This window comes from Thalassiella azotivora, from assembly GCF_054781695.1.
Genome location: NZ_BAAGTX010000007.1, coordinates 103,574 through 130,459, shown reverse-complemented (window position 1 = coordinate 130,459; position 26,886 = coordinate 103,574). Strand labels below are relative to the sequence as shown.

Below are 26,886 nucleotides of genomic sequence, written 5' to 3'. Positions count from 1 at the left end.
GGCTGCGGCTGGTCGCGGGGTTCGACCCCGGTGACGTGCGGCGGACGATTCTCCGGTGCGCAGGGGCGCCGCGGCCACTGCTTTTCCCGCCCCTCGGCTCCTAGGGTGAGGCCATGAGGCTGCCCGCACCGCTCGCCGCCCGCCTGCCCGGCGCCGACAGCACCCCCCTGCTGCTGGAGCTGGACCTGACCCGCCGGCTGCTCGAGGACCCGCCCGTCGCCCCGCTCGACAAGCTCGCCGCCCGCCAGGCGACCGTCCTGCGCCGGGCGGTCGACGCGCTGGAGCACGCGGCGGCCGACGAGCGGGTCGCCGGGGTCGTCGCGCACGTCGGCACCCACCAGCCGACGCTCGCGCAGTCCGCGGAGCTGCGCGCCGCCGTCCGCGCCGTCCGCGACGCCGGGAAGCTGACGGTCTGCTGGTCCGAGGCGTACGGCCCCGAGCTCGGGGCCGGCAACGCCGGCTACCACCTGGCCACCGCGTTCGAGCAGGTCTGGCTGCTGCCCAGCGGCGGCATCGGGCTCGTCGGCGTCAGCGCGTCCGCCGTCCTGCTGCGCGACGCCCTCGACAAGCTCGGCGTCCGCACCCAGATCGGCCAGCGGCACGAGTACAAGACGGCCGCCGACACGTTCACCCAGCGCGAGCTCACCGAGCCGCACCGCGAGATGCTCGCCTCGCTCGCCGGCTCGGCGACCGACACCCTCGTGTCCGACGTCGCCGCGGCCCGCGGCCTGGACGCCGACGCGGTGCGGCAGGCGCTCGCCGCCGCGCCGCTGACCGCCCCGGACGCGCTCGACCGGGGTCTCGTCGACCACCTCGGCTACCGGGACGACGTGTACGCGGCGGTGCGCGAGCGGCTCGGAGAGGTCCGGCTGCAGTACCTCGACCGGTACGCCGCCGGCGCGGAGCGGGCCCGCTGGGGGGCGTCGCTGCTGCACCGCCACCGGCCGGTCGTCGGCGTCGTCCAGGTCTCCGGCCCGATCCACCTGGGCCGCAGCCGGCCCTCGACCCCGCTGACCGGCCCCAGCACCGGCTCGGACACGGTCGGTGCCGCCTTGCGGGCCGCGGCGCGGGACGACGACGTGGAGGCGGTCGTGCTGCGGGTCGACAGCCCCGGCGGCTCCTACGTCGCCTCGGACGCGATCCGCGACGACGTGCTGCGGCTGCGCAGCCTCGGCAAGCCGGTGGTGGCGTCGATGGCGAACGTCGCCGCGTCCGGCGGGTACTTCGTCGCCATGCCCGCCGACGAGGTGCTCGCCTCGCCCGGCACGGTCACCGGCTCGATCGGCGTGCTCGCGGGCAAGCAGGTGCTGCGGGAGACGCTGGAGCGCGTCGGCGTCCGGGTCGAGGGAGTCAGCGCGGCGCCGCACGCGGACATGTTCTCCGCCCAGCGGCCGTTCGACGACGAGGAGTGGTCGCGGCTCGAGGCGTGGCTGGACCAGGTGTACGCCGACTTCACCGGCAAGGCCGCGCACGACCGGGGGATGGCGGTGGACCGGCTCGAGCCGCTCGCCCGCGGCCGGGTCTGGACCGGCGCGGACGCCGCCCGGCACGGCCTGGTCGACACCCTCGGCGGGCTGTCGGTGGCCGTGGACGCCGCGTGCCGCCGGGCCGGAGTCCGCCGCCCGGCTGCGCGGGTGCGCCCGATGCCGCACGTCGGGCTGGTGGAGCGGCTGACCCCGCCGGAGAACAGCGAGTCACCCGCGGCGGTGGTGCGGTCGGCGGGTGACGGGTCCCTGCTGGCCGGTGCCGTCGGTGGGTGGGGGGTCGAGCAGCTGCTCGCGCGGACCGGGCTCGCCCCGCACGGCGCCCTCAGCCTGCCGGTGCAGGTCCGGTTGCGCTGACCGGTTGGGCTGACCCGGGCGGGGGGGTCTGCGGGGACCGCCGGGACGCCGTCCGCACCGGCACGGCAGACTCTGCGGGCCGTCGCGTGCGGACGCGGCGCAGGGAGGGTCACGTGGACGAGGGAAGCGGCGTCGCGCTGTTCAGCGGCCTGATGGTCATGCTCATGGTGCTGCTGTACGCGGCGCTCATCGGCGGCACGGTGTACCTGTACCTGCGGATCATCCGGAAGGCCGGCTACCCGGGCTGGTACGTGCTGCTGATGTTCGTGCCGGTCCTCAACCTCGTCGTGCTGGTGATGTTCGCCCTGCAGGAGTGGCCGATCGAGCGCGAACTGCGGGCCGCGCGTCAGGCGCTCGCCGCCCGCGGCCCCGGGGCGCCCGCGATCCTGCCGGGGACGGGCCACCCCGCCCTGCACGCCGGTCCGGGCGCGGCCGCGCTCACCCCGCCCCCCGCGTGGGCCGGCGGGGCGGTGCCGCCCCCGGCCGGGTGGTCCGGGCAGGGGCAGCCGCACGGGTGGGCGGCCGGTCCGGTCCCCGGACCCGACCCGTCCACGCGGCCGCCGTCCCCCTGAACCAGGCCGGAGCCGGCCGGAAGCCCGGAGGAAGCCCGCCGGTCGACTGGTGGGATCCCGCGCGCCGGGCCGCCGATGAGGCACACTGGTCGCCGCTCGGGAGGGCTGGCCGAGTGGCCGATGGCGGCGGTCTTGAAAACCGCTGAGGCGGTATCCATCCCGTCTCCGTGGGTTCGAATCCCACGCCCTCCGCACGGTGCCCCGCGCGGCGGGGTCGGAGCCGCTCCGACCCCGTCCGCGGTGCCGGGCGGCCCGGCGGGCGAGGGCACGGGAGGCACCCGGCCGCTCACTCACCGCAGCACGCCGTGCCCGCTGCGTGGGGACCGCGTGCGGACGTCGTCGCGCACCGTGCGCGCACGGCTGCGGACACGCGACGGATGTCGTACCCGCCGCCCGGATGTGGTCGACTCGTCCTCGTGTCCGGCCACCACCCCACCCGCGCGCACGCGTCCCGCCACGTCGACCCGCGCCAGACCTCCGAGGCCCCGGCGGTCGGGCCCGCCCCGGCCCGCGGCCCGAGCGCCGGCGCCGTCGTCCTGAGCCTGCTCGCGGCGGTCGTCGCGGGTGCCGTGGTCGGCGCGCTGCTCGCCCTCGGCGGTGGCGGCGACGAGGAGCCCGGGGGTGCGTCCACGCCCCGGACGGAGCAGACCGCCGCCGCGTCCGAGCCGATCGAGCCGGAGTCGGTGGAGAGCTTCGACCCGGTACCCGACGGCAGCGGGTTCCGTGACGACGGCGGGACGTGGCGCACCCAGCGGTACAACACCGCCGACTTCGGCCGCCTCAAGCCGGGCGTCGGGCTGGTCCTGGACCTCGGGGAGCCGCGGCAGGTGAGCGAGGTGACCATCCCGATGTCGTCCTCCGGCCTGGAGGTGGCCCTGCTCGGTGGTGACGAGCCGCCCAGCGGCGAGCCCGACGACTGGACGACGGCCGCCGAGGCCACCACCGGGGACGGGCCGACCGTCCTGTCCGGGGCGGACGCCGGGGCCCACCGGTACTGGATGATCTGGGTCACCGAGCTCGCACCGACCGAGGGCGGGTTCTCGGCGACCCTCGCACCGCCGACGGTCGAGGGCCCGCCCGCCGGCTGACCCGGTGTCGGTGGGCCGTCCTAGCGTGAGCGACGTGCACGCGACCCGCACCGTCCTGCGACCCGTGGGACGGCTCGACGTCCCGGCGGTCCTGGCGTTCCTCGGAGCGCACGCCGTCCCCGGTGTCGAGCACTGGGACGGTTCCGCCTACACCCGCAGCCTGGTCGTCGAGGGGCGGCCGGCCGTCGTCACGCTGACCGCGGCCGAGGACGCGGCCGAGGGCGCGGCAGACGGGGCAGACGGGGCCGACGGGGCGGTCGCGGTGCTGGCACGCGGCGTACCGGCGGACCACCCCGACCTCGTGCGCCGACTGCGGCACCTGACGGGGTGCGACGACGACAGCGCCCCGGCCGAGGCCCACCTGGCCGCTGACCCGGTGCTCGCCGGGCCCGTGCGGGACCGCCCCGGCCTGCGCGTCCCCGGCAGCGTCGACCACCTCGAGACCCTCCTGCGCACGATCATCGGGCAGCAGGTGTCCCTCGCCGGTGCCGCCACGACGACCGCCCGTCTCGTCGCGGCCGCCGGCCGGCCCCTGCCGCACGACCTCGTCGACGCGTGCGCCGGCGTCACGCACCTGTTCCCCAGCGCCGCGGCGGTCGCCCGGCTCGACCCCACCGGCCTGCCGATGCCGCGGGCCAGGGCGCGCACGGTGACGTCGACCGCCGCGGCGCTGGCCGGGTCCGGCGGCCGGTGGGAGCCCGACGCGCTGCCCGCCGACGACGCGCTGCTCGCCGTCCCCGGCGTCGGCCCCTGGACGGCGGGCTACGTGCGGCTGCGCACCCGTCGCGACCCCGACGTGCTGCTCCCGACGGACCTGGCCGTCCGCCGGTCCCTCACCCACCACGGGCTGGACCTCGCCGCGACCGTGGCGTGGGCGCCGTACCGGTCGACCGCGATGGTGCACCTGTGGGTCGGCTACCTCGCCCGGCGGAGCGCGGCGTGAGCACGTGGTGGACGGTCGTCCCCAGCCCCGTCGACGACCTGCTGCTCGCCACCGACGGCGAGGCGCTCACACGGGTCGCCTTCCACCCCCACGACGCGCTGCACGCCGCACGCGACGGCGGCTGGCACCACGACGACAGCCACCCCGTGCTCGTGACCGCCGCCCGTCACCTCGGTGAGCTGCTCGCCGGCGAGCGCCGCACCGTCGACGTCCCGCTCGCCCCGCACGGCACCGCGTTCCAGCGTCGGGTCTGGGACGCCCTGCTGACCATCCCGTACGGCACGACGACCACGTACGGCGCCCTCGCCGAGCGGCTCGGCCTGCCCCCCGGGGGCTCGCGGGCCGTGGGGCTGGCCAACGGCGCCAACCCGCTGCCGGTCGTCATCCCCTGCCACCGCGTCGTCGGCGCCGACGGCACCCTGACCGGCTTCGGCGGCGGGCTGGAGCGCAAGCGCTTCCTGCTCGACCTCGAGTCCCGCGGCAGCACGCTGTTCTGACCGGCGCCCGACCCGTCGGTGGCGTGACACGGGTGACAGCGAGTGTCGTCTTCGGCGCCCATGGGCCATGCTGATCACTGTGCGTGGTCTGCCGTCGCTGGAGCTGCTGCTGAGGTCCAACCCGTACCCCGGGCGAGGGCTGGTCGCGGCACGCACGCACGCGGGCGGGCTCGTCGTGGGCTTCTTCGTCACCGGACGCAGCCCCGCCTCGCAGGACCGGGTGCTGACCCGCGACCCCGGCGGTGACGTCGTCGTCGGTCCCGAGCACGGCGGACCCGCCGACCCGTTCCGCCACTACACGGCGCTCGCCCGGCGCGGCGACTGGCTGTGCGTCGGCAACGGCTGCCAGGTCGAGCCGCTCGCGACCTCCCTGGCGTCCGGCACCGACCCCCTCGCCGCGTTCAGCGAGCACGGGTACACCCAGGACGAGCCCTTCTTCACCAGCCGGCTGACCCTGGCGCTGCGGCTGGACGGCGAGCCGCGCGTCCTGCTCGGCGCCACCCGCAAGCCCCTGCGCGACACGGACGCGGCGGACGTCGTCCTGCTCGGGATCGGCGCCCTGCAACCCGCCGGCGCGGCCGTCCTCATCACGACCTACCAGTCGGACGGCGACCACGTCGGACCCGCGCAGGGGTACCGGGAGGTCGCGACCGACGTCTCGGACCGCCACGAGCTGCTGGACTGCCTGTGGGGGGCGCTCACGCCGGAGTACCGGGTGTGCGCTCTGGCCCTCGACGTCGCCGACCCGGACGACGTCCTGCTGCGCAACGACTAGCAGCCGGCCGGCCGGCGGAGGCGCCTCAGGCCAGCCCGCGCAGGAACGCCTCGGCCACGGGGACGGCCACCCGGCCGCCGCTCTCGCCGTCCTCCACCAGGACCGCGAACGCCACGTCGCCCTGGAACCCGATGGTCCACGCGTGGGTCGGCGGCGGGTCACCGGCCCCGTACTCCGCCGTGCCCGTCTTCGCGTGCACCGGCTCCCCGGGGACGTCGGCGAGCGCGGCCGCCGTCCCGCCCGTGACCACGCCTCGCATCAGCTCGCGGACCGTGCCCAGGTCCGCCACCGGCTGCGGCGGCGTGGCCCCGGGTGCGGGCGCCGGGTCGACGACCAGGGACGGCGCGGCCCAGGAGCCGCGGGCGATCGTGCCGGCGGCCACGGCCATGCCCAGCGGGCTGGCCAGGACCCGGCCCTGCCCGATCGTCGCGGCCGCCTTGTCGACCGGCGACTCGCTGACCGGCACCGACCCGGTGTAGGCGTCCGCGCCGACCGACCAGTCCACGCCCAGGCCCATCGCGGCGGCGGCCCGGTTCAGCGCCGCGTCGTCCAGGGTCGTCGACAGCGACACGAACGCCGTGTTGCACGACTCGGCGAAGTCGGTCCGGAACGGCACGTCGCCCGCCGCACCCCCCTCGAAGTTGCGGAACGAGCGGCCGTCCACCGTCGCGGTCGGGGGGCAGGGCACCACCTGGTCGGGCGTGAGGCCCGCCGCGAGCAGCGCCTGGGTGCTGATCGTCTTGAACGTGGACCCGGGCGGGTACTGGCCCGTCATCGCCCGGTTCGTGCCGGACGCCGGAGTGTTCGCCACCGCCAGCACCTCGCCGGTGCCCACCCGGACCGCGACCAGCGCCGCGTTCGCGCCCGGCGCGGCGGACGCCAGGGCGGCGTCGGCGGTCTGCTGCACGTGCGCGTCCAGCGTCAGCGTCACCGGTGTGCCGTCGACCGGCTCCACGCCGAACAGCTCGGTGGTCTCCTCGCCGCGGGCGCGCACCACGGTCAGGCCCGCGGTGCCGCCGAGCCGCTCGTCGTACTGGCGCTGCAGGCCCGACAGCCCCGCGGTGTCCCCGGCGGCCAGCCGCCCGCCGGACTCCTCCACGAGCTCGGCCGTCACCGGCCCGACCGTGCCGAGCAGCGCCCGGGCGAACTCCCGCGTCGGGGCCAGCGGCAGCGTCGACTCGCGGAACACCGTGCCGGGCAGCGGCTGCAGCCGGTCGCGCAGGGCGTCGTAGTCGGGTCGGCGCAGGGTGATGACCTCGACGAAGGCGTCGGGGGAGGCGCCGCGCACCTGCTCGGCCAGCGCGGCGGCGTCCACGTCCAGCAGTCCGGCCAGGGTGGTGCTCAGCGCGGCGACGTCCTGGACGCGGGAGGGCTGCACGCCGACCACGACGACGGGCTGCTGGCCGACGAGCACGGAACCGTCGGTGGCCAGCAGGTCGGCGCGCTGGGCCGGCACGCGGCGCGTCGACAGGGTGTCCCCGGCCTGCACGTCGGGGGCGACGAGCCCGGTGGACCACTGCGCCGTCCAGCGCGACGGGTCCTCCTCCGCCAGCGGCACCTCCCGCGCGTAGGACCAGCCGTCCGGGCCGAACGGCCAGGTGACCTGCAGCGTGGCCGTCCCGGTGCTGCCGTCGTCCGGCGAGCGGGTCACGTCCGCGACCTCGACGGTGGGTGGCACCTCGCCCAGCCCGGCGACCACGGCGGCGTACTCCTCCTGCACGGCCGCGGGGTCCCCGTCCCACGGGGCGCCGGTCAGGTCGCCCGCGGACCACGCCACCGCCACCTGCTCGGCGGCGCGGCGGGCGGCGTCGTCCCGCTGCGCCTCGCGGTCCCGGTGCCGCAGCACCAGGAACCCGGCGACCAGCGCCACCACCACGACGGCCGCCAGCGCGGCCAGAAGTCCGTTTCGCCCCCGTCGACCCACGCGCGGCACTCTAGAGGGCCTTCCGGAGCGTGGCGGGCGTGGTGCAGTCTGTCGCCACCCGACGAAGGAGTCAGCCCGTGCGCAGCACCATGCAGAACCGTCCGCTCCTCATCTCGCAGGTCCTCGAGTACGGCACCCGGCTGCACGGCGCCTCCGAGGTCGTGACCTGGACGGCGGACGGTCCGCGGCGCACGACCTACCGGGACTTCGGCGACGAGTGCCGCCGGCTCGCGAACGCGCTGCGCCGGCTCGGCGTCGACGGTGACCAGCGCGTCGCCACCTTCATGTGGAACAACACCGAGCACCTCGCCCTCTACCTGACCGTGCCGTCGATGGGCGCGGTCCTGCACGCCCTGAACATCCGGCTCTTCCCCGAGCAGCTCGTCTACGTCGCCAACCACGCCGCCGACGAGGTCGTGGTCGTCGACAACTCCCTCGCCGCGCCGTTCGCCAAGCTGCTGCCGCACCTGCGCACCGTCCGCGACGTCGTCGTCAACGGCCCGGTGCCCGACGAGGTGCGCGAGGCGCTCGCCGGCTCGGGGGCGCGGGTGCACGACTACCGCACCCTCGTGGACGCCGAGGAGCCGGAGTTCACCTGGCCCGACCTGGACGAGGACACGGCCGCGGCGATGTGCTACACGTCCGGGACGACGGGCAACCCGAAGGGCGTCGTCTACTCCCACCGCTCCAACTACCTGCACTCGATGCAGGTCTGCATGGGCGGCGGGCTGAGCATCACCCAGGGCGACCGGGTGCTCGCCGTCGTCCCGATGTTCCACGCCAACGGGTGGGGCCTGCCGTACGCGGGGCTGCTGTCCGGCGCGAGCCTGGTGATGCCGGACCGGTTCCTGCAGGCCGAGCCGCTCGCCGCGATGATCCAGGCCGAGAAGGTCACCAGCGCCGGGGCCGTCCCCACCATCTGGGCCGACCTGCTGCGGCACCTCGACGAGCGCTCCGAGGCCGGTGAGCCGGTCGACGTGTCGTCGATGACGCGGGCGATCGTCGGCGGCTCGGCGTGCCCGCCGTCCCTGATGACGGCGTTCGAGGAGCGGTACGGCGTGCAGGTGCTGCACGCGTGGGGGATGACGGAGACCTCCCCGCTGGGGTCGGTCGCCGTCCCGCCGGCGGAGGCCGAGGGGGACGAGGTCTGGCGGTACCGGGTCACGCAGGGGCGGTTGTCGCCGCTGGTGGAGGCCCGGCTGATCGGGCCGGACGGCCAGGAGGTCCCCTGGGACGGCGAGTCCGTCGGCGAGCTGGAGGTGCGCGGGCCGTGGATCACCGGCTCGTACTACCTCGCACCCGACGAGGAGGCGGACGCCGAGGCGCTCGCCAAGTTCGACGACGGGTGGCTGCGGACCGGGGACGTCGGCTCCCTGACGCCCGACGGCTTCCTCAGCCTCACCGACCGGGCGAAGGACGTCATCAAGTCCGGTGGCGAGTGGATCAGCTCGGTGGAGCTGGAGAACGCGCTGATGGGGCACCCGTCGGTCAAGGAGGCCAGCGTCGTCGGGGTCCCCGACGAGCGGTGGGGTGAGCGGCCGCTGGCGACGGTCGTCGTCGCGGACGGCACGGACGTCACCGCCGAGGAGCTGCGCGAGTTCCTGGCGGACAAGGTCGCCCGGTGGCAGCTGCCGGAGCGGTGGGCGTTCATCGACGAGGTGCCCAAGACCAGCGTCGGCAAGTTCGACAAGAAGGTCCTGCGGCGCCGGTTCGCCGAGGGGGACCTCGACGTGCGGACGCTCTGACCGCGAGCCCCCGCTCGGGGGCGCGCGGCCGCCGCGCGGGGCGGCGGCGGGGTCAGCCGCAGATCGTGTCGACGTCCTGCGCGGTGTCGGGGTCGGCGTCCGGGACGACCGGCTCGCCGTCGCGGCCCAGCGTCACGGTCGGGGACGGCTCGGGTGCGGGGTCGGGTGCCGTCCCCGGGGCCGTCGTCTGGCTCGCGGGCGGCGGCTCCGGCGCGGGCGGCACGAGCGCGTCCTCGACGGCGTCACGGATGGCGCCGTAGTCCGGGTCCACGGTGTTGACGTTCTCGTCGGTGAACGGCAGCGACCGCAGGGTGCCGCCCTGCACACGCCGGGCCAGCTCGACGAACGCGTCGAGGTGGTCGGCGGGGATGTCGGTGCGCACGTTGCGCTCGGCGGACGCCGCCAGGCGGGGGAACGCCCGGGCCAGCGCGACGGGGTCGATCTGCTCCGCCGCGGCGGCGATGACGCACTGCTGGCGCTTCATCCGGGCGTAGTTGCTGGAGTCGGCGCGGGAGCGGGCGAACCACAGCGCGTCGTGCCCGTTGAGGACCCGGCGCCCCGGCTCGATCCAGCCGACGGGCCGCTGGCCGGTGATGCCGATCGGCACCCGGCGGGCGACGGTGATCTCGAGGCCGCCGAGCGCGTCGACGACGTCCTCGAAGCCGGCCATGTTGACCATCGCGTAGTAGTCGATCTGCAGCCCGAGGATCTCGGACACGACCTGCTGGGTGGCCGTCAGGCCCGGCTCGTCGACCCCGGGGTAGAGGTCGGGGTTGGCGTCCGCCCAGGTCCACACGGCGTTCAGGTGGCAGTCCAGGCCGTCGCAGTTGAACCCGTTGGGCCACTCCCGCGCGGCCGGGGTCCCCTTCGGGAACGGCGCGTTCGGCAGGTTCCGGGGCAGGTTGAACAGCACCGTGTCGCCGGTCCGGGTGTCGATGCTGGCGACGATGATCGTGTCCGGCCGGATGCCCTGGCGGTCCTCGCCGTCGTCCGTGCCGAGCAGCATCACGTTGAGGCGCGGCACGTCCTCCCACGGGTCGGCGTCCGCGGCGTCGGGGGCGGCGAGGTTCGGGTCGCGGCCCTCGTCGCCGAAGACGTTGAGGACGACGGACCGCTGCGCGAGCGCGTACCGGCCGACCGTCCCGGCAGGGACGAGGACGGCCGTGACGAGCGCGGTCACGAGGGCGAACGCCAGCAGGTTCTGCCCGGCCCCGAGGGCGCCGCGGCGCAGCGCCCGGTGGCCGGCGACGATGACGGCGGCCCACACCAGCCCACCGGCCGCGGCCGCGACCGCGATCGCGAGCAGGGCGTCGGGGCGCACGGCCAGGCGCAGGGCGACGTCGTCGAGGCGGCCGGTGGCGTACAGGCCGACGACGCCCGCGAGGACGGCCGCGAGGGTGGCGAGCAGGAGCCAGCCGACCCGGCGCCGGCCGGCGGCCAGCTGCGCCGTGCCGGGGACGAGGGCACCCAGGGTGGTGAGGGTGACGAGGCGGCCGAACCCGTCGCCGCGGGCACTGGCGTGCCGACCCCGGCTGCGGGCGGAGCGGGCGGCGGTGACGGCCTCGTGCCGGGCGCGGGCGCGCAGGGCGCGACGGCTCGGCAGGGCGTCGGCGCTCACGCTCGCTCCTCTCACGCTGGACGGGCCGGTCGGCGGCTGGGACGACTCGCGGGACGACTCGCAGTGACCATTCCACCACTGCCTGGGCCGGGTGCAGCGCGTGGACGACGCGTCCGCTGTGCGGAGGTCGTGAAGATCATGGCTCTCGCGCGGCCGTGCGGGCCGCGGGTGGGCCGTCCGGGTGAGGGGCGCGTCGACCCGCGGGTGGTGGGGTGCTGCTTTGCCGACGTCGCCGCGGGACGGCTACCCTGGCGCCGCGAGGTCCAGGAGGCGTCGCCTAGTCCGGTCTATGGCGCCCGCCTGCTAAGCGGGTTTGGGTCTAACAGCCCATCGAGGGTTCAAATCCCTCCGCCTCCGCCATGCGATCAAGCCCCCGCCCGGGTTGTGGGCGGGGGCTTGATCGCATCTCAGACGCTGTGGGATTTGGGAGGAGCGAGCGCCAGCGAGCGACGGCTCCCTCCGCCTCCGCCAGCCGCCGGCGCCCCCGCCAACCCACCCACCCCCCTCACACCAACGGCGCAACTCCGGTCCCTGTGAGGGACCGGACCTGCGCCGTTGACCACGGACCGTAGGACGGCGGCGGGGCCGCCGTCCTACCGGTGCGTCACTGGACGCCGAGCCGCGCCTTGAGCCCGTCGAGCTCGGTCCACAGCTGCGCGGGCAGCGTCTCGCCGAACTTCTCGAACCACTCGGTGATCTGCGGGATCTCGGCCTTCCACTCCTCGGCGTCCACCGTGAGGCAGGTCGCGAGCTCCTCGTCGGTCATGCCCAGGCCGTCGGTGTCCAGCGACCCGGCGGTCGGCACGTGCCCGATGGGGGTCTCCTGCGCCTCGGCGGTGCCCTCGATCCGCTCGATGATCCACTTGAGGACGCGGGAGTTCTCGCCGAAGCCGGGCCAGACGAACTTGCCGTCCTCGTCGCGGCGGAACCAGTTGACGTAGAAGATCCGCGGCAGCTTGGCGGAGTCGGCGTCCTTGCCGACGTTGATCCAGTGCTGGAAGTAGTCACCGGCGTTGTAGCCGATGAACGGCAGCATGGCCATGGGGTCGCGGCGGACGACGCCGACGGCACCGGTGGCGGCGGCGGTCGTCTCGGACGACAGCGTCGCGCCCATGAACGTGCCGTGGACCCAGTCCCGGGCCTCGGTCACCAGCGGGATCGTGCTGGCGCGACGCCCGCCGAAGAGGATCGCGGAGATCGGCACGCCCTTCGGGTCCTCGTACTCCGGCGCGAGGATCGGGCACTGGTTGATCGGGGTGCAGTAGCGGCTGTTCGCGTGGCTGGACAGCTCGCCGGACTCCGGCGTCCAGTCCTCGCCCTTCCACGACGTGGCGTGCGAGGGCTCGTTCTCCAGGCCCTCCCACCACACGTCGCCGTCGTCGGTCAGCGCGACGTTGGTGAAGACCGAGTTGCCCTTCTCCAGCGTGCGCATGGCGTTCGGGTTGGTCTTCTCGTTGGTGCCGGGGGCGACGCCGAAGAAGCCGAACTCGGGGTTGACGGCGTAGAGGCGGCCGTCGTCGCCGAACCGCATCCAGGCGATGTCGTCGCCGAGCGTCTCGACCTTCCAGCCGGGGATCGTCGGCTGGAGCATCGCCAGGTTCGTCTTGCCGCAGGCGCTCGGGAACGCCGCGGCGACGTAGTGGACCTGCTGCTGCGGGGACGTCAGCTTGAGGATGAGCATGTGCTCGGCGAGCCAGCCCTCGTCCCGCGCCATCACCGACGCGATGCGCAGCGAGTAGCACTTCTTGCCCAGCAGGGCGTTGCCGCCGTAGCCGGAGCCGTAGCTCCAGATCGCCCGCTCCTCGGGGAACTGGACGATGTACTTGGTGTCGCTGCACGGCCACTTCGCGTCCTGCTGCCCCGGCTCGAGCGGGGCGCCGACGGAGTGCAGGGCGGGGACGAAGTCCGCGTCGAGCTCCTCCATCCGGCGCAGGATCCGCTCGCCCATGCGGGCCATCACCCGCATCGAGACGACCACGTACTCGGAGTCGGTGATCTCGACGCCGAACATCGGCTTCTCGGCGTCCAGGTGGCCCATGACGAACGGGATGACGTACATGGTCCGGCCACGCATCGACCCGCGGTACAGGTCGGTCATGATGGCCTTCATCTCGTCCGGGGCCATCCAGTTGTTGGTGGGCCCGGCGTCCTTCTCCTCGACGGAGCAGATGTAGGTCCGGTCCTCGACGCGGGCGACGTCGGTCGGGTCGGAGGCGCACCAGAACGAGTTGGGCTTCTTGCTCTCGTCCAGCCGGACGAACGTGCCGGCGTCGACGAGCTTGTCCGTGAGCCGCGTCCACTCCTCGTCGGAGCCGTCGCACCAGTGGACGGCGTCGGGCTGGGTGAGCTCGGCGACCTCGTCGACCCAGGCGCGCAGCCGGGTGTGCGTGGTGGGCTGGGTGCCTTCACCCGTGGTGGTCTGCGTGGTCATGGTGCGTTCTTCCCTCCGCGCGGTCGCCGTCGACCTGGTCAGTGGGAACGGACGTCCACCGAGGGGTGCGGGGCGCCCCGGGCTCGACCGGGGCCACGACCCTCGGACGTCGTCGTTCCGGGCGTGTGGCTCACGGTAGCCCTGCATCCACAGGCTGAACATCGCGAGAACAGGCCCCGCTCGTGAAATCTCTCACAAGAGAACCGGTTTCGCCGGAAGGCTGCCCGAGGGTGCTCGATCGTGCAGGAACTCGTGCGTACTCGGGCACGGCGGCCGAGGCGACGGTGCAGGTGAGGTGCAGCTCAGGGACGCGGCGGAGCGCCCCGACGTCGTCCGCGCGGGTCGATCACTGGTACGTGACGAGGTCCGGTACGGGGGTGAGGTCGAAGGTCTGCTCGGGGGTGAAGGTCGGGGAGTCCTCGTCGTAGAAGTTCTTCCACCCCCAGGCCAGCTCCGGCGAGGCGCCGGCGAGCACCGCCCGCCAGGTGGCGAGCTTCTGGCCGGGGTTGCCGTTGCCGTCGGCGTGCACGAGCACCTGGACCTCGTCGAGGCCGGTCACGACCTGCTCCCGGCCCGGCAGCATGCTCAGCCGGAACTGGTGCAGCACGAGCAGCTTCTGCGGCAGCTGCGCCTCGCGCGTGAGCTCCGCGAGCCACGTCACCACGGCGTTGACCTCCGCGTCGTCCACCGAGCCGATCTGCTGCATGTGCCGCTCGCCGGGCGCGAGCCGCCACTCCGGGTCGAGCGCCAGACCCACGTGCGGACGCCGCAGCAGGTCCTCGTACAGGCGCGCCTGGGTGAGGAAGTCGGTGCGTCCGGGCTGCAGGTCCAGCAGCACGTACACGCCCGCCTCCCCGGCGGCGTCCACCCACGGCGCCAGCTCCTCCGCCGGCACCTCGTTGGAGTAGTTGCCGTCCGCCCCCGGGCCCGCCGACGCCACCGTGGCGATGATCTCGAACGCCGGGACGACGGGCCGGTCGCTCAGCGCGTCGTACGGCGCGGCCGTGTCCTTCGCCCGGACGACCGCCTGCTCCAGCGGCTGCTCACCGAGCACGCCCAGGGACGGCGTCCCCGGGTGCCCGTAGAGCGCGACGAGGCGCCGTCCCGGGAAGAGGGTCTGCCCGCCGCCGGGCAGCTGCACGCCGGTGCGGACGACGCCGAGCCGGCGGTCCAGCACCTCCTGCGTCCCGAACGCCGCGCCGAGCGCGAGGACCGCGGACGGTGGTGACCCGGCGAACGCGGTGACCAGCGGCGCGGACGAGCGCGGGTCCCCGTCGGGCACGACGTGGACGGCGGCCCCGGCGGCCCGGGCGGTCGCCACGGCCGCGAGGTGGTCGGGGGTCCCGGTCGTCAGCACCGCCACGTCGTCGAGCGGGTCGGGCCGGTCCGGCACGTCGAGGCCGTCGGCGTCCCGCCCGGTGGCCGGGGGCTCGCCCGGGTGCGGGGCGAGGAGCGCGGGCTCGGCGGGGTCCAGCCCGGCGACGGCCATGGTGGCGGCCGCCGCGGCGACCACCGGGGCGTCGGCCTCGGGTAGGGAGGCCCACTCGCTGTCGACCAGGTCGCCGAGCGCGGCGTCGTCCTCGGGGGCGGGGACGGCCCGCACGTCGGGTGGCGGGGCGACGTCGCCCACGACGACCACCGTGTCCGTCCCCAGCCGGTCGAGGTGAGCGGCGACCTCGCCATCCGCCGGCGCCGGCGTGGGCGCGGCTGTCCCCGTTCCCGTCCCCGTCGGGCCGGAGTCGTCCGCCGGGGCGCCGAGCAGCAGCGGGGCGCCGACCGCGACGGCGACCGATCCCGCCCGCAGCTGCGCCTCGACGTCACCGACCGGGGCCAGCACCGCCACCGGGGAGCGCTCGTACAGCGCCGCCACGGTCGCCGCGGCCAGCGAGGCGGCGTCCGCGCCGGGGACCACCGCGGCGCCCTCCGGCTGCGCGAGGGTGGCCGCCGACGTCGTGGCGCCGTCCGTCGGTCCGGCTGCCCGGTCACCCCCGCCCGTGTCGGGGGCGTCGGTGCAGGCGGCGAGGACGGCGGCGGCGAGCACGGCGGCGGTCGCGGCGGCAAGACGTCGGGTCGTGGTCACGGTGGCCTCTCGTCGTCGGCGGGCCCGGTGGGGCAGGCCGGCGGGTGGGGTCGCGCGCGTTCGTTCTGTCCGGATCGTCCCCGACCCTACGGCGGCGAGCCCGTGCCTGCGCGGCTCCACGAACCCGATTTCGACCTGGCGTCGGGGTCGGGTACCCTCGTGCGTCGGACGCAAGTCCGAGCGCCCGTAGCTCAACGGATAGAGCATCTGACTACGGATCAGAAGGTTAGGGGTTCGAGTCCCTTCGGGCGCGCTCGTTGAGACAGCGACGTGGAAGGCCCGTGACCGAGAGGTCACGGGCCTTCGGCGTTCCCCGACGTCGGGTCCGGTCACCGAGCGCAGTCGGCCCGCTGCGTGGGCAGTCAGCCGAGGACCGCGAGCACCTCGCGGAAGCCCGCCTCCGCCAGCCGCCTCGCCTCGGCGAGGCCGCGCGTGCGGTCAGCGGTGCCGTCGAGGTCGTCCCGGTCGAGCTGGGCGATCACGAAGTCGCGTACCGGACGGGGAACCGTCCCGGTGCCGAGCTCGCGGGTGCGGCCCTTCAGGTCGACCAGCCCGTCGACCGCCGCCACGACGTCACCGGGCGCGCCGGCCTCGTGCAGCAGGTCCTGCACGCGCATCGGGGGGACCGCCTGCTGCGGGTGGGCAGCCATCCAGTGCAGGGCGGCGGCGGGCCGCAGCGCGTAGAAGACGCCCTTGAGGCGTACCGGGGCGTCGGGACCCGTGACCCTGAGACGCTCCCACTGCTGCCGCCCGAGGTGGAGGTAGTGCCGTGCCACCAGCGCCGGTTCGACGACGTCGTCGGCCAGGTCCAGCAGGAGCTCGCGGAAGCGTCCGTCGCCCCGGTAGACGATGGGCGACCGCAGCCACTCCAGCACCGTGGCGTTGCCACGGACCATCAGGTCGACGGCCTTGCGGACGTCCCAGCCGTTGACGTCGAGGACGGCGTCCAGTGGCGTCTCGATGACGTCGCGCGGGGGCCACGGCGTGAGGTAGTCCGTGGCCCGGTGCACGTACAGGAACCGGCAGTCGTAGTCGCTGTCCGGGGAGGGGAACCCCCAGGCGCGACTGCCGCTCTCGACGGCCCACCCGATGCGGACCCGGTGCTCGTCCTCCACCCGTGCGAGCCGCCCGTCGACCAACCGGACGACGGCCGGGTCGAGGTCGTCGGGGACGTGCCGCACGCGCTGAACCTACCGGCCTCGCACGTGGCGCCTCGCCCTCACCTGACGACGACGTTGAGGATCGGGCTGCCGGGGAGGTCCTCGGCGTGGGTGGCGAGGAAGGTGACCGACAGCGCGTAGCCGTCGTCCGTCTCGGCGTCCAGCACGATCGTCGTCCCCCATCCCCCGGACACCCCCGGGGCGCCGTACTCGATACCGAGGTCGCTCGCCGTGTCCGCCCACGTCAGGCCGCCCGGCAGGTCGCCCGCGTCGGCGCTGAAGCTCGAGTCCGACGCCGGCAGGCCCAGGGCCGTCTCGTCGTTGTACAGCGTCACGGCGACGACCGTGCCGGCGTCGTCCGCCGTCAGCGAGAAGCCCTGCGACTGCACGTGGACGTCGGTGCCCGGCTCACCCCAGTCCGTACCGAGGTCCTCGGTGTAGGTGACGAACACCGGGTCGGACCACAGGTCGCGGCCCAGCGCCCACTGCCACACCTCGCCCTCGGGGCCGGCCACCGCGTCCTCATGACCCACGCCCGTGCCCTCGTACCCAGCGTCCGCCAGGGCGCTCCGCGCGGCCAGGGCCGGAGGTCACCGTGCCGCCCGGATGGTTGCCCGTGGGGTCCTCGACCCCAGCCCGGCCGCCGCGGTTGGCTGGGACGACCGGCCGGCCAGCAGGGGGAGGACCATGACGGCGGATCCGAGGGTCGACCTGAGGGTCGCCGTCGAACCGGACCGCGTCGACCTGGCGGCCGGACGGCAGGAGACGGTCACCGTCACCGTCCGCAACGTCGGGCGGACCGTCCAGCACGTCACCACCCGGGTCGAGGGGCTGCCCGACGGCGCCACGTTCCGGCCGGACCCGGAGGCCGTGAAGCTCCTGCCCGGTGACGAGGCGACGGTGGTCCTGGAGCTGCGGCTGCCCGAGCGACCCCCGCCCCGCGCCGGCACCCACGTGCTGGGCGTGCTGTGCGCGTCCACGCACGACCGCTCCGTGTCGCACTGCGAAGAGCTGCGACTGTCCGTGGCCGCGGCGCCAGCCGCGACCCTGACCCCCGACCGGACCCTGGTGCGGACCCGCCGGCACGGCCGCTTCGTCCTCACCGCCGCCAACACCGGCAACCAACCGCTGCGCCTCGGCCTGCGGGCCACCGACCCCGAGCAGGTCCTGCACGCGCGGATCAGCCCACCGAGCGTGGAGCTCGCGCCGGGTCAGCAGGGCCACGTGGTCGTGGCGCTCTCCGGTCCGACGGTGTGGACCGGTCAGGACCGGCAGCACGCCGTGCGCCTGGACGCCACCGGCGAAGGGGTGGAGGCCACGACGACGGTCCAGTTCGTCCAGCGGCCCCGCCTGCCCGGTGGCGCGCTGCGCACCGTGGGCGCGGTCGCCGCGCTCGCCGTCCTCGTCGCCGCCGTCGTGGGCGGGGCGCTGATCGCGCGCGACGGCGACGACGACCCCCCGAACGGCCCCACGCCCACGGCGTCACCGACGGATGGACCCACCCCGACCGAGACCACCGCCGAGCCGACACCGACGCCGACGGAGGAGCCGACCGAGGAGCCCACCCCCACGGAGACCGAGCCGCCCGACGTCGTCGACCGGTTCGAGGACTTCGAGGACCTGCAGCCCGGGCCGCTCACCGGTGGGCTGGACGGCGTCCGGGTCAGCACCCGCCCCTCGCAGGCGTGCGCCGACACGGAGACGGTCGTGGCCGAGGAGGTCGACGACGACGTGCGTCTCACCGCCGGAGCGACGACGGCCACCTGCCGCTCCACGCCGCTGCTGCTCGCCTTCGACGACCCCGCGACGTCCGTGCGGCTCGGTGTGCCGGAGGGCCCCACCTACCGGCTCGTCGTGGAGGACGACACGGCGGGGACGACCGCGTTCACGGCCAGCGCGGCCGACGGGGTTGTCGACGTCCCGGTCGCCCCCGGTCGGTCGGTGAGCCGGATCCTGCTGGCACTCGACCCGAGCGAGATCGGGGACGACCCCGAGGCGGTGCTCGCGCTGACCGCCCTGCGCTGGCAGGTGCCTGGCTGACCGCACGGTCAGGGCAGCGCGAGGAAGCCCATCTCGCTGATCGCGACGTCGTCGTACCGCGCGCCCTGGTACACCGAGAGCACCTCGATGGTCACCGTGGACGTCGGACCCAGGTCGGCGTCGACGACCTGCGGGTCGCGGGTGTCCGCGAACGTCACCTCCACCGACCCGGAGTCGCCGCTGATCCGCGCACCGGCGACGCGGTGGTTCGCGGCGAACAGGTCCTCCCCGGTCGGGCCGGTCTTGACGTACCCGTTGAGCACCTGCAGGGCGGTCACGTGCAGCGGCCCGTCGAAGGTGTAGCGCAGGCGGACCCCCTCCGGTGGTATCCCCGGGGGGTCGGCGTCCACGTTGCCGTCGTGGTTCCACGCCGTCGCCGGGTTGCCGTCCAGCGTCAGCTCCGGGCCGTAGGTGACGTCGCCGTCGGGCTGCTGGATGCTCGACGCCTCGGCCCGCACGATCCGCTCGCGCGGCACCGGCGCCGCGGTGCCTGGTGGGTCCTCCTGCCCCGGACCTCCGCCGTCGCCGCCGAACAGCGTGACCACCGCGAACGCGGCGGCCGCCGCCACGAGGACGAGCACCGTGACGCCGACGAGGACGGGCGTCATCGACCGCCGCCGCGGCGGCGGCGGTGGCGGAGGGGGTGGCGGCGCGTCCTGGCCGCGCAGCCGGGTCCCGCACCGCACGCACCAGGTGCGTTCGCGCTCGTTCTCCGTCCCGCACGACGGGCAGGTCGGGCCGGCGGCCGGGAGGGGGCGCAGCACCTGGGTGTCGGACGCCTGCGGGGCGTCGACGGGCGTCGCGTCGGCGTCGTCCACGGTGGTGTCGTCGTCGGCCTCGCCCGGGCGGCGCGTGGTGGACCGGCTCGCCCTCGGCGGCTCGCGGTCCTCGAGGAACTCCAGCGGGAAGCCGCACTCGCACAGCGGCTGGTCGGACGGCACCCGCCGCCCGCAGTCGGGGCAGGTGACCGTGCCGCGGGTCCGTGCCGGGTCAGGTGCCATCGTCCTCGCCCTCCGGGTGGTAGCCCTCGTGACCATCGTCCTCACCGACGGCGCGTCCGGCCACCTCGAGCCGGGCCACCGCGCCCACGGGCAGCTCACCGCGCACCAGGGCCAGCAGCTGGCCGTCGGTCAGGTCACCGGCGTGGTCGACCCGCACCACGACCGTCGGGTCGTGCGGCGGCACGTCGTCGCGCGGGCCGAGGACGCCGCCGGCGTCGGTGACGACGGTCCGCGCGCCCGTCGCCGCCGACACCACCTCCTCCAGGCAGAACCGCGTCCCCCGCCACGGAAGGGTGCGGCCGACCGCGCGCAGCAGCGCCCGCTGCCGCTCCGGGGACTGCCCCGGCTCCAGGTCCACGGCCAGCCACGCGGCGACGTAGCGCAGCATCTCCGGGGTGGCCAGGTCCGGGTCGAGGAGGTGCTCGGCCCCGTCGACGCGCTCCCGGACCGAGTCGCTGACCTGCTCCAGGGCCAGCACGAAACCGGCCAGCACCTGGTCCTCCTGCATGGCCCGCGGCAGCTGGCGCAGCAGCCAGCCGGTGCTCGTCACGAGGTGACCACCACCCGGTGCCGGTAGGACAGGAACAGCGCCTCGGGCGGCAGCGGCACGCGCTGGTCGACCTGGCTGCGACGGTCGGGGTGGCGCAGGTCGACCGTGAAGAACCGCACGGTGCGGACGTCGAGCACCCCCGGGACGGACCGCAGCACGGCGTGCGCGTCGTAGATCGTCAGCTCCTCGTCGAACGGCCAGCCGGTCCCGTCGGAGCCGCCGCGCAGCGGGTCGAGCATCGCGTACAGCGCCTGCTCGGCGCTCTCGCGCACCGTCTCCGGCCGGATGCCGGGCGCCCCGCGGACGTCGGCGACGACGGTGATCCCCTGGTACCGCGGGGTGCCGACCTGCACCCGCACGGTCAGCACCCGCCGCGGTTCGAGGGTCTGCCGGATGCGCTCGACGAGGTCGTCGGGGACCGCCAGGTCGTCGAGCTGCAGCCGCTCGGGCAGGACGTCGACGCGCGGGACGACGAGCAGCCGCGCCGGGCCGCCGTCCCGCTCGGGGTCCAGGCAGCGTGCCCTCGCGACCCCGCGGACGGCGTCCAGCGCCAGCCGCTCGACGTCGCGGCGGGTGACGGCGCGCCCGCCGCCGCGCAGCGTCATCGGGCCGCGCACCCGCGCGTTCTCCACCGTCTCCGCGTCGACGCCGCCGGTGGCAGCGTGCCGGTTGGTGACGCCGGCGACGAACGGGACGGTGGTCCGCAGCTCCTCGAGCTGGCCGGCGGCGACGTTGCCGCGGCGCCCCCCGCCGTAGCGGTAGCCGGTGACCCACACCTGGGCGTCGGGCTCGGGGACGGCGCCGTGCTGGTGGGCGGTGCCGTGCCGGTCCAGCACCCGGGGACCGAACCGCACCTCGCCGGTCGCGCCGTTGACGGTGACGACCCGCTCGTCGGGGCCGACGTCGGCGAAGTCGGCGACCTCCGCCCAGTCCTGCGCCCCCGGCTCGGTGCGCCCCGGGCGGCTGGGCGCGACCACGCGCACGGTCTCGCCGGGACGCCGGGGCAGCACGGGGTGCCGGCGCAGCTGGAAGACCTGCCCGGGCCGGCCCGTGCTCGTGCCCAGCAGCTCGGCGGGTGCCGGCTCGCCGTGCTGGGCGGGGACCGCGACCCCCAGGGTCGCGGCGCTCAGCGCCTCCAGCACGGGCGGGCGTCGGTAGGGCGGCTGGTCCGCGGCGGGGGTGACGAGCCGGCACCGCAGCCAGTGCGCCCGCGCCGGGCCGAGCGCCAGCAGCGCGTGCCGCTGGGGCAGCAGGACCTCCACCTGGCCGGTCGTGTTGAACCCGGCGCTGGTGTCGCTGAGGACCTCGGCGGTCTGCCACGCGCCGCCGTCCCAGGCCTCCCACACGCGCGGCGGCCGCGTGGGGTCGACGCCGGCGCCCTCCGGCCCGGTGCGCAGGTCGAGGCGGACCAGGCACCCGGCGAGCGGCTCGGCGAACCCGACGTAGAACGCCTCGTCCGGTTGCAGCGACTCGAACAGGACCACGGTGCCGGCCTCGCGGGACAGGTCGTCCCAGCGGTCCTCGAGCTGCTGGCCGCGGCTGACCAGGCACGCGGACAGCCGCGGCGGCACCGCTTCGGCGTCGTGCTCGGTGAGGAACACGACCGGCTCGTCGTCGGCGCGGCGGGTGCCGACCTGCGTCCCGGCGGGGACGCGCACCGCGGCGTCCTGCGGTGCGGTGAGCCGGAACAGCAGCTCGGTCCGGGCGGGCACCGAGGAGAACAGCTCGACGCCGACGAGCTCGAGGAACTTCACGTACAGCCGGTCGGGCACCTGGTTGAGCCGGTACAGGACCATCTCGGTCATCCACGCGAACAGCTCGACGAGTGCCACGCCCGGGTCCGACACGTTGTGGTCGGTCCAGTCCGGGCAGTAGCGGGGGATGAGGCGCTTGGCCTCGTCGACGATGTCCTGGAAGCGGCGGTCGTCCAGGCTGACCACGGGCAGCGTCACGGCGCGGCCTCCTCACGGGGGATGACGTAGAAGGGGTGGACGAGGTTGCGCCGGTCGTTCGTGGTGGCGACGCGGTAGTCGAGGTGCACGTGGACGGCGCCGGCGGCCGGGTCGGCGACGGCCTCGACGCGGTCCAGGACGACGCGGGGCTCCCACCGCTCCACGGCCTCGCGGACGGCGTGCTCGATGAGGCCGAGCGTGGACGGCGTCATCGGCGCGTACACCTGGTCCCACAGGGCGCAGCCGAAGTCCGGTCGCATCACCCGCTCCCCGGGGGACGTCGTCAGGATCATCCGCAGGGCGGCGTCGATGTCGTCGGACCCGCCGACGAGCCGGACGGCGCCGGTCGGGGTGATCCGGGTGGGGAACGACCAGCCGCGGCCGATGAAGTCGGTGCTCACCGCTCAGCCCGCCAGCACGTCGGGTGACCCGGCGACGATCGAGGACGTCGGCGCCGGCGCGGGGTCGTTGCAGGTCTGCACCTGGTCGCCGAGGCGGGCGACGGGCTTGCCGCCGGCCAGCACCGTCGTGCTGCCGACGACGACCTGGCCCTGGTTCGTCGGGGGCACCGAGAACGACGTACCGGGCGGCGGCAGGTGCGGCGGCGACGCCTGCGCGCCGCTGCCGACCACGGCGACGGGTCGGCCGTCGACGAGGACGTCGGCCACCGTGCCGGAGGTGATGGCGCCGGAGAAGGGCAGCGGCGTCGGGGTCGGCACCGGTCCGCCGGGGGACGGCACGAGGACGACGTGCACGTCGGTGCCGACGACCTGGTCGCCCTGCCGCGCAACGGGTTGGGGCACGTCGTCCTCCTCGGGTCGGGTGGTCGGGTCGGGTGGTCGCGGGGGTCAGTTGAGCTTGATCGGCTTGCCGGTGGCGGTCAGCGGGCCGGAGGCCTTGACCTCGACGGTCGGGGCCTCGAGGACGAGCTTGCTGTCCGCCTTGATCTCGATCTGCTGGGCGGTGACGACGAGCTTGGTGTCACCGGTCAGGCCGGAGGCCTTGGCCTCCAGGTGCAACGAGCAGGAGCCGTCGCCGAGGGAGAGGTCGACGGACTCGGTCGGGTCGTCGGTGAGGGTGAGCCGGTGGTCCTTGCGGCTGGCCAGCACCCGCGACTGGACCGCCCCGCCGCTGACCGCGCCGGGCACGGGGGGCGCGTCCTCGCGGTTCCACAGCCCGCCGCACACGACGGGCCGCTCGAGGTCGCCGAGCTCGAACCCGACGAGCACCTCGTCGCCGACCTCGGGCAGGGCCTGCAGGCCCCTGCCCTTGCCGCCACCGGGGACGAGCAGCCGCGCCCAGCCGCTCTCGTCCTGGTCGGACAGGGCGGGCAGCTGCACCTTGACCCGGCCGAGCCGCTCCGGGTCGTCGTTGTTGGTGACGACGCCGACGACCAGGCCGCCGAAGCCGCGCCGGACCGTCGCCTCGCCGGCGCCGCGGGTGAGGTCCGCCAGCCCCGCGGGCTCCTTGCCGCCGCAGACGAAGCGGGTCACGTACGGGACCCCCGCGGCCAGCACGTGCTCGACGGCGGTGACCCGGTAGCGGCCGCTGAGCCGGCTGCCGACGCCCTCGACCTGCACCTCGCTGCCCGCCGCGAGCCGCGGGTCGCCCGCCGTCTCGCCGCGCAGCACGGTCTCCGCGCCGCTGGCCCGCTCGAGGAAGGACTGCGCGAGCCCGTCGGCGGCGGCGCCGTCGGGCACGGGGACCTGCGGGGCGAAGCGCTCGGTGCGGCCGAACGCGCGGTCCGCCGCACCCACCATCTGCTGGGCCGCGGGCGCGTCCGTCCAGGGCTGCGGGGGCCGGGACCGCCCGGTGACCGCGCGCTTGCCCAACGGGTCCCAGGACCGGACGACCACCCGGTCGCAGTGCTCGGTCGAGCTGAACCGCACCTTGAACCGCTGCAGGTTCTCGCCCCAGCGCAGCACCGGGGGTGAACCGGGGGCGTCCGGCCGCGCCCGCACGTGCAGCGTCCGGTCCGTCACCCACACGTCGAACCCGGAGCGCACCGCCCTGCGGCGCAGGAACGCCAGGTCGGTCTCGCCGGCCTGGACCAGGTGCTCGTGGACGGTGCCGCCGCGCTCGACGTCGGCGTCCAGGCCGTTGTCGCGGGCGATGCGCCCGGCGACGTCCGCGTCGGAGGACGAGGTGAACGTGCGGGTGCGGGGCCCGCGCATCAGGCGGTGGGTGAGGTCCATCCCGCTGACGACCAGCTCGTGCCGGCCCGAGACGCCGGGCTCCACGGACACCGCCGTCACCTCGCCGCTGGTGACGACCACCGCCTGGCCCTCGGCGCGGTACGCCACCTCGACCCGGGCACCCATCGGCACCGCGTCGGCGTCGAACAGCTCGAAGTGCGGGTCGTCGAGGTGCAGCGTGAACCGGTCCGGCAGCTGCACGGACTCCTCGACCCGCACCAGCCGCAGGCGCGCGTACAGGTCCGCACCGAGGTCGCGCCCGTCGACGGTGACCTGGGCGCCGTCCAGCCGCCGCCCCTCAGGCACGGTGACGCACCGGCAGCTCGGGGACCGCCAGCAGCGTCCCCGGGGGGACCTCCAGCGGGTCGACGACGTCGTTGGCCTGCGCGACGACCCGCCACTGCGACGGGTCCCGGTAGTGCCGGGCCGCGACCCGGTCGAGGGTCTCCCCGGCCACGAGGCGGTGCGTGGCGTGCAGGACGTCGGTGTGCGAGGTGGGGTTCTGCAGCGGGCGGCGCTGGTCGTCCTTGTACTGCTTGAGCGAGACCTCCGCCTTGGCGCGCAACGGCGTCCCGTCGTCCGCGAAGTAGGTGAAGCGCACCTGCACCCGCTCGACGATCGCCTGGAACGAGTGCAGCCGGCCCCAGTGCAGCTGGACCCACGGCGGGCGGCCGGAGTTGCGCTGCCTGTCGCTCCCCGGCAGGGAGCCGTCGACGTCCATCAGCGCGAGCAGCCGGTTCGTGTGCTCGGCGACGTCGCCACCGGTGTCCGTCGTGTCGAACGTCAGCGACAGGGACAGCGTCCCGGACTGCCCGCCCTGGAAGCGCAGCTCGGGGGCGTTGCCGCCCTTGGCCTCGCCGCCGCCCCAGGACGTGGACCGCGCGATCGTCAGCTCGGCCGGGTTGAACATGCACGCGATCGACGTGCCGGTCTCCGAGGTCAGCTTGGCCTTCTCCAGCCCGGGCACTCAGAACACCCCCTGCCAGCGGCCACCACGCCGCTCGATCTCCGCGAGGAGGCGCTCCTCGAGCGCCTCGACGACCCGGTCCATGTCCGGCAGGACGCCCGTGCCCGGGGCGGCGTTCGGCGCCGCCGCACCGCCCGGGGCGCCCGCGGTGGCGGCGCCGCCGGACGCCGCACGCGCCCCTCCCGCGGCCCCGCCGGGCGACACCGACGGGCCGGGAGCGTGCGTGGAGGCGCCTCCCGCCGGGCCAGGGACGTCGTCCGCGGCGCCGGCTCCGGCGGACGACGCGCCGTCCCAGAGGTCGGCCGCGCTCGCGAGCCCACCACGGAGTCCGCCTCCACCCCCGTCTCGCCCGAGTGCGGCTGCGACGGGTGCGGCGGACAGGACGGCGGCGGTTGCCGCGCGCCGGGCCACCTCGGCGACGTTGCGCGCCGCGCCGGCCACCGGCAGGTCCCGGACGCCCGGTGCCGCGAGGCCCGTCGCCAGTTCACCGACGTGCCGGGCGCCGCGCTCGTCCTCGTCGGCGGCGTGGTCGTGGTCCCGCAGCAGGAACCGCGGCCGGACGACGGCCGAGCGCAGGTGCGCCAGCTCGTGCGCCACCAGGCCCACCGACTCCGCGTCACCCGGTGCGGGTGGCCGCGGCAGGTGCAGCAGGCCCCGGCTGGTCGCCGCGCGGGCCCCGGCGGCGGCGAGGGCGGCGCGGGTCGCCGGCCCGGTCGTGTAGCGCACCGGCACCGAGGACGGCGCGCCGCCCACGACCGCGCTCGCGAGGGGGTGGAACGCGGCGGGCAGGGGCTGCGCGGTCTCCAACGGCCTCAGCCGGGTGGCGGCCTGCCACCGCTGCTCGGGGGAGCGGACGGCCGACGCCTCCGGCGCCGCGACCGGTGCCGCCGGCCGGTACGGGTCGCCGGCGCGGTCCGGGGCGGTGACGGCCCCCTCGCCGAGGACCCGGCGGTCCCCCACGGCGTCCGGGGCGCTGGTCACGGGTCCGGGCGCCGGTGGACGGGCCAGGGGGGTGGTCGGTGCAGTGAGCACCCCGCGGACGCCGGGGCGACGCGCGGAGGCTGCCCACGCGGCGGGGTGCTGATCCGTGCGGTCCCGTGCCGTGGGGTGCGGTGCCGTGGGGTGCGGTGCCGTGAGGTGCGCTGCCGTGAGGTGCGGTGCCGTGGGGTGCGGTGCCGCCGTCTGCCGGGACGGCGGGTGGTGCGCCGCGGAGGAGGTGAGGGGCGGTCGTGGGGTCAGGGCCCGCGCACCCGGTGCGGACGCGGTGGTCGGTCCGGGCACCGTGCGGCGAGCGAGGGGCGGTGGGAGGTCGGCCCGCCGGTGGCTGGCGGCGCGGGCCGTGCCGAGACCGTCGGGGAGCCCAGCGGCGGAGAGGCCTGCCACGGGGAGCCCTGCGACGGGAAGGCCGGCGGCGGCGTGCGACCCGGGCTCGCCGTCCGCGGTGCCGGCGTGGCCACCGGCGACCCGGCCCCCGCGGACGCCGTCGGCTCTCGCGTCACCGCGATCG

At 75.7% G+C, this 26,886-nt stretch carries 22 protein-coding genes and 3 tRNA genes; 11 read left to right on the top strand and 14 right to left on the bottom strand.

The window, feature by feature from the left end; genetic code table 11:
* Positions 1 to 113 precede the first annotated feature (113 nt).
* From sppA to ACYVQV_RS06665, 7 genes are all read left to right on the top strand, one after another.
* Positions 114 to 1,841 carry a signal peptide peptidase SppA gene (sppA, locus tag ACYVQV_RS06695; RefSeq protein ID WP_461022491.1) on the top strand — a complete coding sequence of 576 codons (1,728 nt, stop codon included), beginning with the start codon at positions 114 to 116 and terminating at the stop codon, positions 1,839 to 1,841.
* A 113-nt stretch (positions 1,842 to 1,954) separates the two neighbouring features.
* Complete coding sequence (locus ACYVQV_RS06690) at positions 1,955 to 2,413, top strand: hypothetical protein (protein ID WP_461022490.1); 459 nt, start codon at positions 1,955 to 1,957, stop codon at positions 2,411 to 2,413.
* Between the two features lie 99 nt (positions 2,414 to 2,512).
* Positions 2,513 to 2,605, top strand: a tRNA-Ser gene (locus ACYVQV_RS06685).
* 224 nt (positions 2,606 to 2,829) lie between these two features.
* Positions 2,830 to 3,501, top strand: a complete 672-nt coding sequence (locus tag ACYVQV_RS06680; RefSeq protein ID WP_461022489.1) for a hypothetical protein — start codon at positions 2,830 to 2,832, stop codon at positions 3,499 to 3,501.
* 34 nt (positions 3,502 to 3,535) lie between these two features.
* Positions 3,536 to 4,444 carry a DNA-3-methyladenine glycosylase 2 gene (locus ACYVQV_RS06675; RefSeq protein ID WP_461022488.1) on the top strand — a complete coding sequence of 303 codons (909 nt, stop codon included), beginning with the start codon at positions 3,536 to 3,538 and terminating at the stop codon, positions 4,442 to 4,444.
* Positions 4,441 to 4,941 (top strand): methylated-DNA--[protein]-cysteine S-methyltransferase, encoded by a 501-nt coding sequence (locus ACYVQV_RS06670; RefSeq protein WP_461022487.1) that lies wholly within the window; start codon positions 4,441 to 4,443, stop codon positions 4,939 to 4,941. Before ACYVQV_RS06675 ends, ACYVQV_RS06670 begins: the two co-directional genes overlap by 4 nt.
* 67 nt (positions 4,942 to 5,008) lie before the next feature.
* The gene (locus ACYVQV_RS06665) at positions 5,009 to 5,716 is read left to right on the top strand and encodes an IMP cyclohydrolase (protein ID WP_461022486.1); all 708 of its coding nucleotides are present in this window, start codon (positions 5,009 to 5,011) and stop codon (positions 5,714 to 5,716) included.
* A gap of 25 nt (positions 5,717 to 5,741) precedes the next feature.
* Here ACYVQV_RS06665 and ACYVQV_RS06660 read toward each other — a convergent pair whose 3' ends face one another.
* Positions 5,742 to 7,640, bottom strand: a complete 1,899-nt coding sequence (locus ACYVQV_RS06660; RefSeq protein WP_461022485.1) for a penicillin-binding transpeptidase domain-containing protein — start codon at positions 7,638 to 7,640, stop codon at positions 5,742 to 5,744.
* 77 nt (positions 7,641 to 7,717) lie between these two features.
* Between ACYVQV_RS06660 and ACYVQV_RS06655 the strand changes: the two genes are divergently transcribed.
* Positions 7,718 to 9,385 (top strand): long-chain fatty acid--CoA ligase, encoded by a 1,668-nt coding sequence (locus ACYVQV_RS06655; RefSeq protein WP_461022484.1) that lies wholly within the window; start codon positions 7,718 to 7,720, stop codon positions 9,383 to 9,385.
* Between the two features lie 52 nt (positions 9,386 to 9,437).
* On the opposite strand, the gene ACYVQV_RS06650 is transcribed toward ACYVQV_RS06655, so the two are convergent.
* Entirely contained in the window at positions 9,438 to 11,003 is a 1,566-nt protein-coding gene (locus ACYVQV_RS06650) for an LCP family protein (RefSeq protein WP_461022483.1), read from the bottom strand.
* Positions 11,004 to 11,269: 266 nt separating this feature from the next.
* Between ACYVQV_RS06650 and ACYVQV_RS06645 the strand changes: the two genes are divergently transcribed.
* Positions 11,270 to 11,363: transfer RNA gene (locus tag ACYVQV_RS06645), tRNA-Ser, on the top strand.
* Positions 11,364 to 11,607: 244 nt separating this feature from the next.
* Here ACYVQV_RS06645 and ACYVQV_RS06640 read toward each other — a convergent pair.
* The gene (locus ACYVQV_RS06640) at positions 11,608 to 13,434 is read right to left on the bottom strand and encodes a phosphoenolpyruvate carboxykinase (GTP) (RefSeq protein ID WP_461022482.1); all 1,827 of its coding nucleotides are present in this window, start codon (positions 13,432 to 13,434) and stop codon (positions 11,608 to 11,610) included.
* A 346-nt stretch (positions 13,435 to 13,780) separates the two neighbouring features.
* Positions 13,781 to 15,514 (bottom strand): hypothetical protein, encoded by a 1,734-nt coding sequence (locus tag ACYVQV_RS06635; protein WP_461022481.1) that lies wholly within the window; start codon positions 15,512 to 15,514, stop codon positions 13,781 to 13,783.
* A 180-nt stretch (positions 15,515 to 15,694) separates the two neighbouring features.
* On the opposite strand from ACYVQV_RS06635, the gene ACYVQV_RS06630 reads away from it, so the two are divergent.
* A tRNA-Arg gene (locus ACYVQV_RS06630) sits at positions 15,695 to 15,767 on the top strand.
* 109 nt (positions 15,768 to 15,876) lie between these two features.
* Here ACYVQV_RS06630 and ACYVQV_RS06625 read toward each other — a convergent pair.
* Together ACYVQV_RS06625 and ACYVQV_RS06620 are read right to left on the bottom strand one after the other, a co-directional pair.
* On the bottom strand, positions 15,877 to 16,695 hold the full coding sequence (locus ACYVQV_RS06625) for a nucleotidyltransferase domain-containing protein (RefSeq protein ID WP_461022480.1): 819 nt from the start codon (positions 16,693 to 16,695) through the stop codon (positions 15,877 to 15,879).
* A gap of 38 nt (positions 16,696 to 16,733) precedes the next feature.
* Positions 16,734 to 17,189 (bottom strand): hypothetical protein, encoded by a 456-nt coding sequence (locus tag ACYVQV_RS06620; RefSeq protein WP_461022479.1) that lies wholly within the window; start codon positions 17,187 to 17,189, stop codon positions 16,734 to 16,736.
* A gap of 172 nt (positions 17,190 to 17,361) precedes the next feature.
* On the opposite strand from ACYVQV_RS06620, the gene ACYVQV_RS06615 reads away from it, so the two are divergent.
* The gene (locus tag ACYVQV_RS06615) at positions 17,362 to 18,714 is read left to right on the top strand and encodes a COG1470 family protein (protein ID WP_461022478.1); all 1,353 of its coding nucleotides are present in this window, start codon (positions 17,362 to 17,364) and stop codon (positions 18,712 to 18,714) included.
* A gap of 8 nt (positions 18,715 to 18,722) precedes the next feature.
* Here ACYVQV_RS06615 and ACYVQV_RS06610 read toward each other — a convergent pair whose 3' ends face one another.
* Genes ACYVQV_RS06610 through ACYVQV_RS06575 form a run of 8 tightly spaced genes read right to left on the bottom strand, consistent with a single transcriptional unit; the run spans position 18,723 to position 26,360 of the window.
* Positions 18,723 to 19,715, bottom strand: a complete 993-nt coding sequence (locus tag ACYVQV_RS06610) for a zinc finger Ran-binding domain-containing protein (protein WP_461022477.1) — start codon at positions 19,713 to 19,715, stop codon at positions 18,723 to 18,725.
* Positions 19,705 to 20,265 carry a phage tail protein gene (locus tag ACYVQV_RS06605; protein WP_461022476.1) on the bottom strand — a complete coding sequence of 187 codons (561 nt, stop codon included), beginning with the start codon at positions 20,263 to 20,265 and terminating at the stop codon, positions 19,705 to 19,707. The genes ACYVQV_RS06610 and ACYVQV_RS06605 overlap by 11 nt, the downstream gene beginning before the upstream one ends.
* Positions 20,262 to 22,217: a putative baseplate assembly protein gene (locus ACYVQV_RS06600; RefSeq protein WP_461022475.1), complete on the bottom strand. Its 1,956-nt coding sequence runs from the start codon at positions 22,215 to 22,217 to the stop codon at positions 20,262 to 20,264. Before ACYVQV_RS06600 ends, ACYVQV_RS06605 begins: the two co-directional genes overlap by 4 nt.
* Positions 22,214 to 22,618 carry a GPW/gp25 family protein gene (locus ACYVQV_RS06595; protein ID WP_461022474.1) on the bottom strand — a complete coding sequence of 135 codons (405 nt, stop codon included), beginning with the start codon at positions 22,616 to 22,618 and terminating at the stop codon, positions 22,214 to 22,216. Before ACYVQV_RS06595 ends, ACYVQV_RS06600 begins: the two co-directional genes overlap by 4 nt.
* Positions 22,619 to 22,621: 3 nt before the next feature.
* Entirely contained in the window at positions 22,622 to 23,020 is a 399-nt protein-coding gene (locus ACYVQV_RS06590) for a PAAR domain-containing protein (RefSeq protein ID WP_461022473.1), read from the bottom strand.
* A 45-nt stretch (positions 23,021 to 23,065) separates the two neighbouring features.
* The gene (locus ACYVQV_RS06585; protein WP_461022472.1) at positions 23,066 to 24,718 is read right to left on the bottom strand and encodes a VgrG-related protein; all 1,653 of its coding nucleotides are present in this window, start codon (positions 24,716 to 24,718) and stop codon (positions 23,066 to 23,068) included.
* Positions 24,711 to 25,379 carry a CIS tube protein gene (locus ACYVQV_RS06580; protein WP_461022471.1) on the bottom strand — a complete coding sequence of 223 codons (669 nt, stop codon included), beginning with the start codon at positions 25,377 to 25,379 and terminating at the stop codon, positions 24,711 to 24,713. The genes ACYVQV_RS06585 and ACYVQV_RS06580 overlap by 8 nt, the downstream gene beginning before the upstream one ends.
* Positions 25,380 to 26,360: an eCIS core domain-containing protein gene (locus ACYVQV_RS06575; RefSeq protein ID WP_461022470.1), complete on the bottom strand. Its 981-nt coding sequence runs from the start codon at positions 26,358 to 26,360 to the stop codon at positions 25,380 to 25,382.
* Positions 26,361 to 26,886: the final 526 nt, after the last annotated feature.

Coding starts and splice junctions, on each gene's coding strand:
- sppA (WP_461022491.1), top strand. CDS start 114: ATGAGGCTGCCCGCACCGCTCGCCGCCCGCCTGCCCGGCGCCGACAGC.
- ACYVQV_RS06665 (WP_461022486.1), top strand. CDS start 5,009: ATGCTGATCACTGTGCGTGGTCTGCCGTCGCTGGAGCTGCTGCTGAGG.
- ACYVQV_RS06640 (WP_461022482.1), bottom strand. CDS start 13,434: ATGACCACGCAGACCACCACGGGTGAAGGCACCCAGCCCACCACGCAC.
- ACYVQV_RS06615 (WP_461022478.1), top strand. CDS start 17,362: ATGACGGCGGATCCGAGGGTCGACCTGAGGGTCGCCGTCGAACCGGAC.
- ACYVQV_RS06610 (WP_461022477.1), bottom strand. CDS start 19,715: ATGGCACCTGACCCGGCACGGACCCGCGGCACGGTCACCTGCCCCGAC.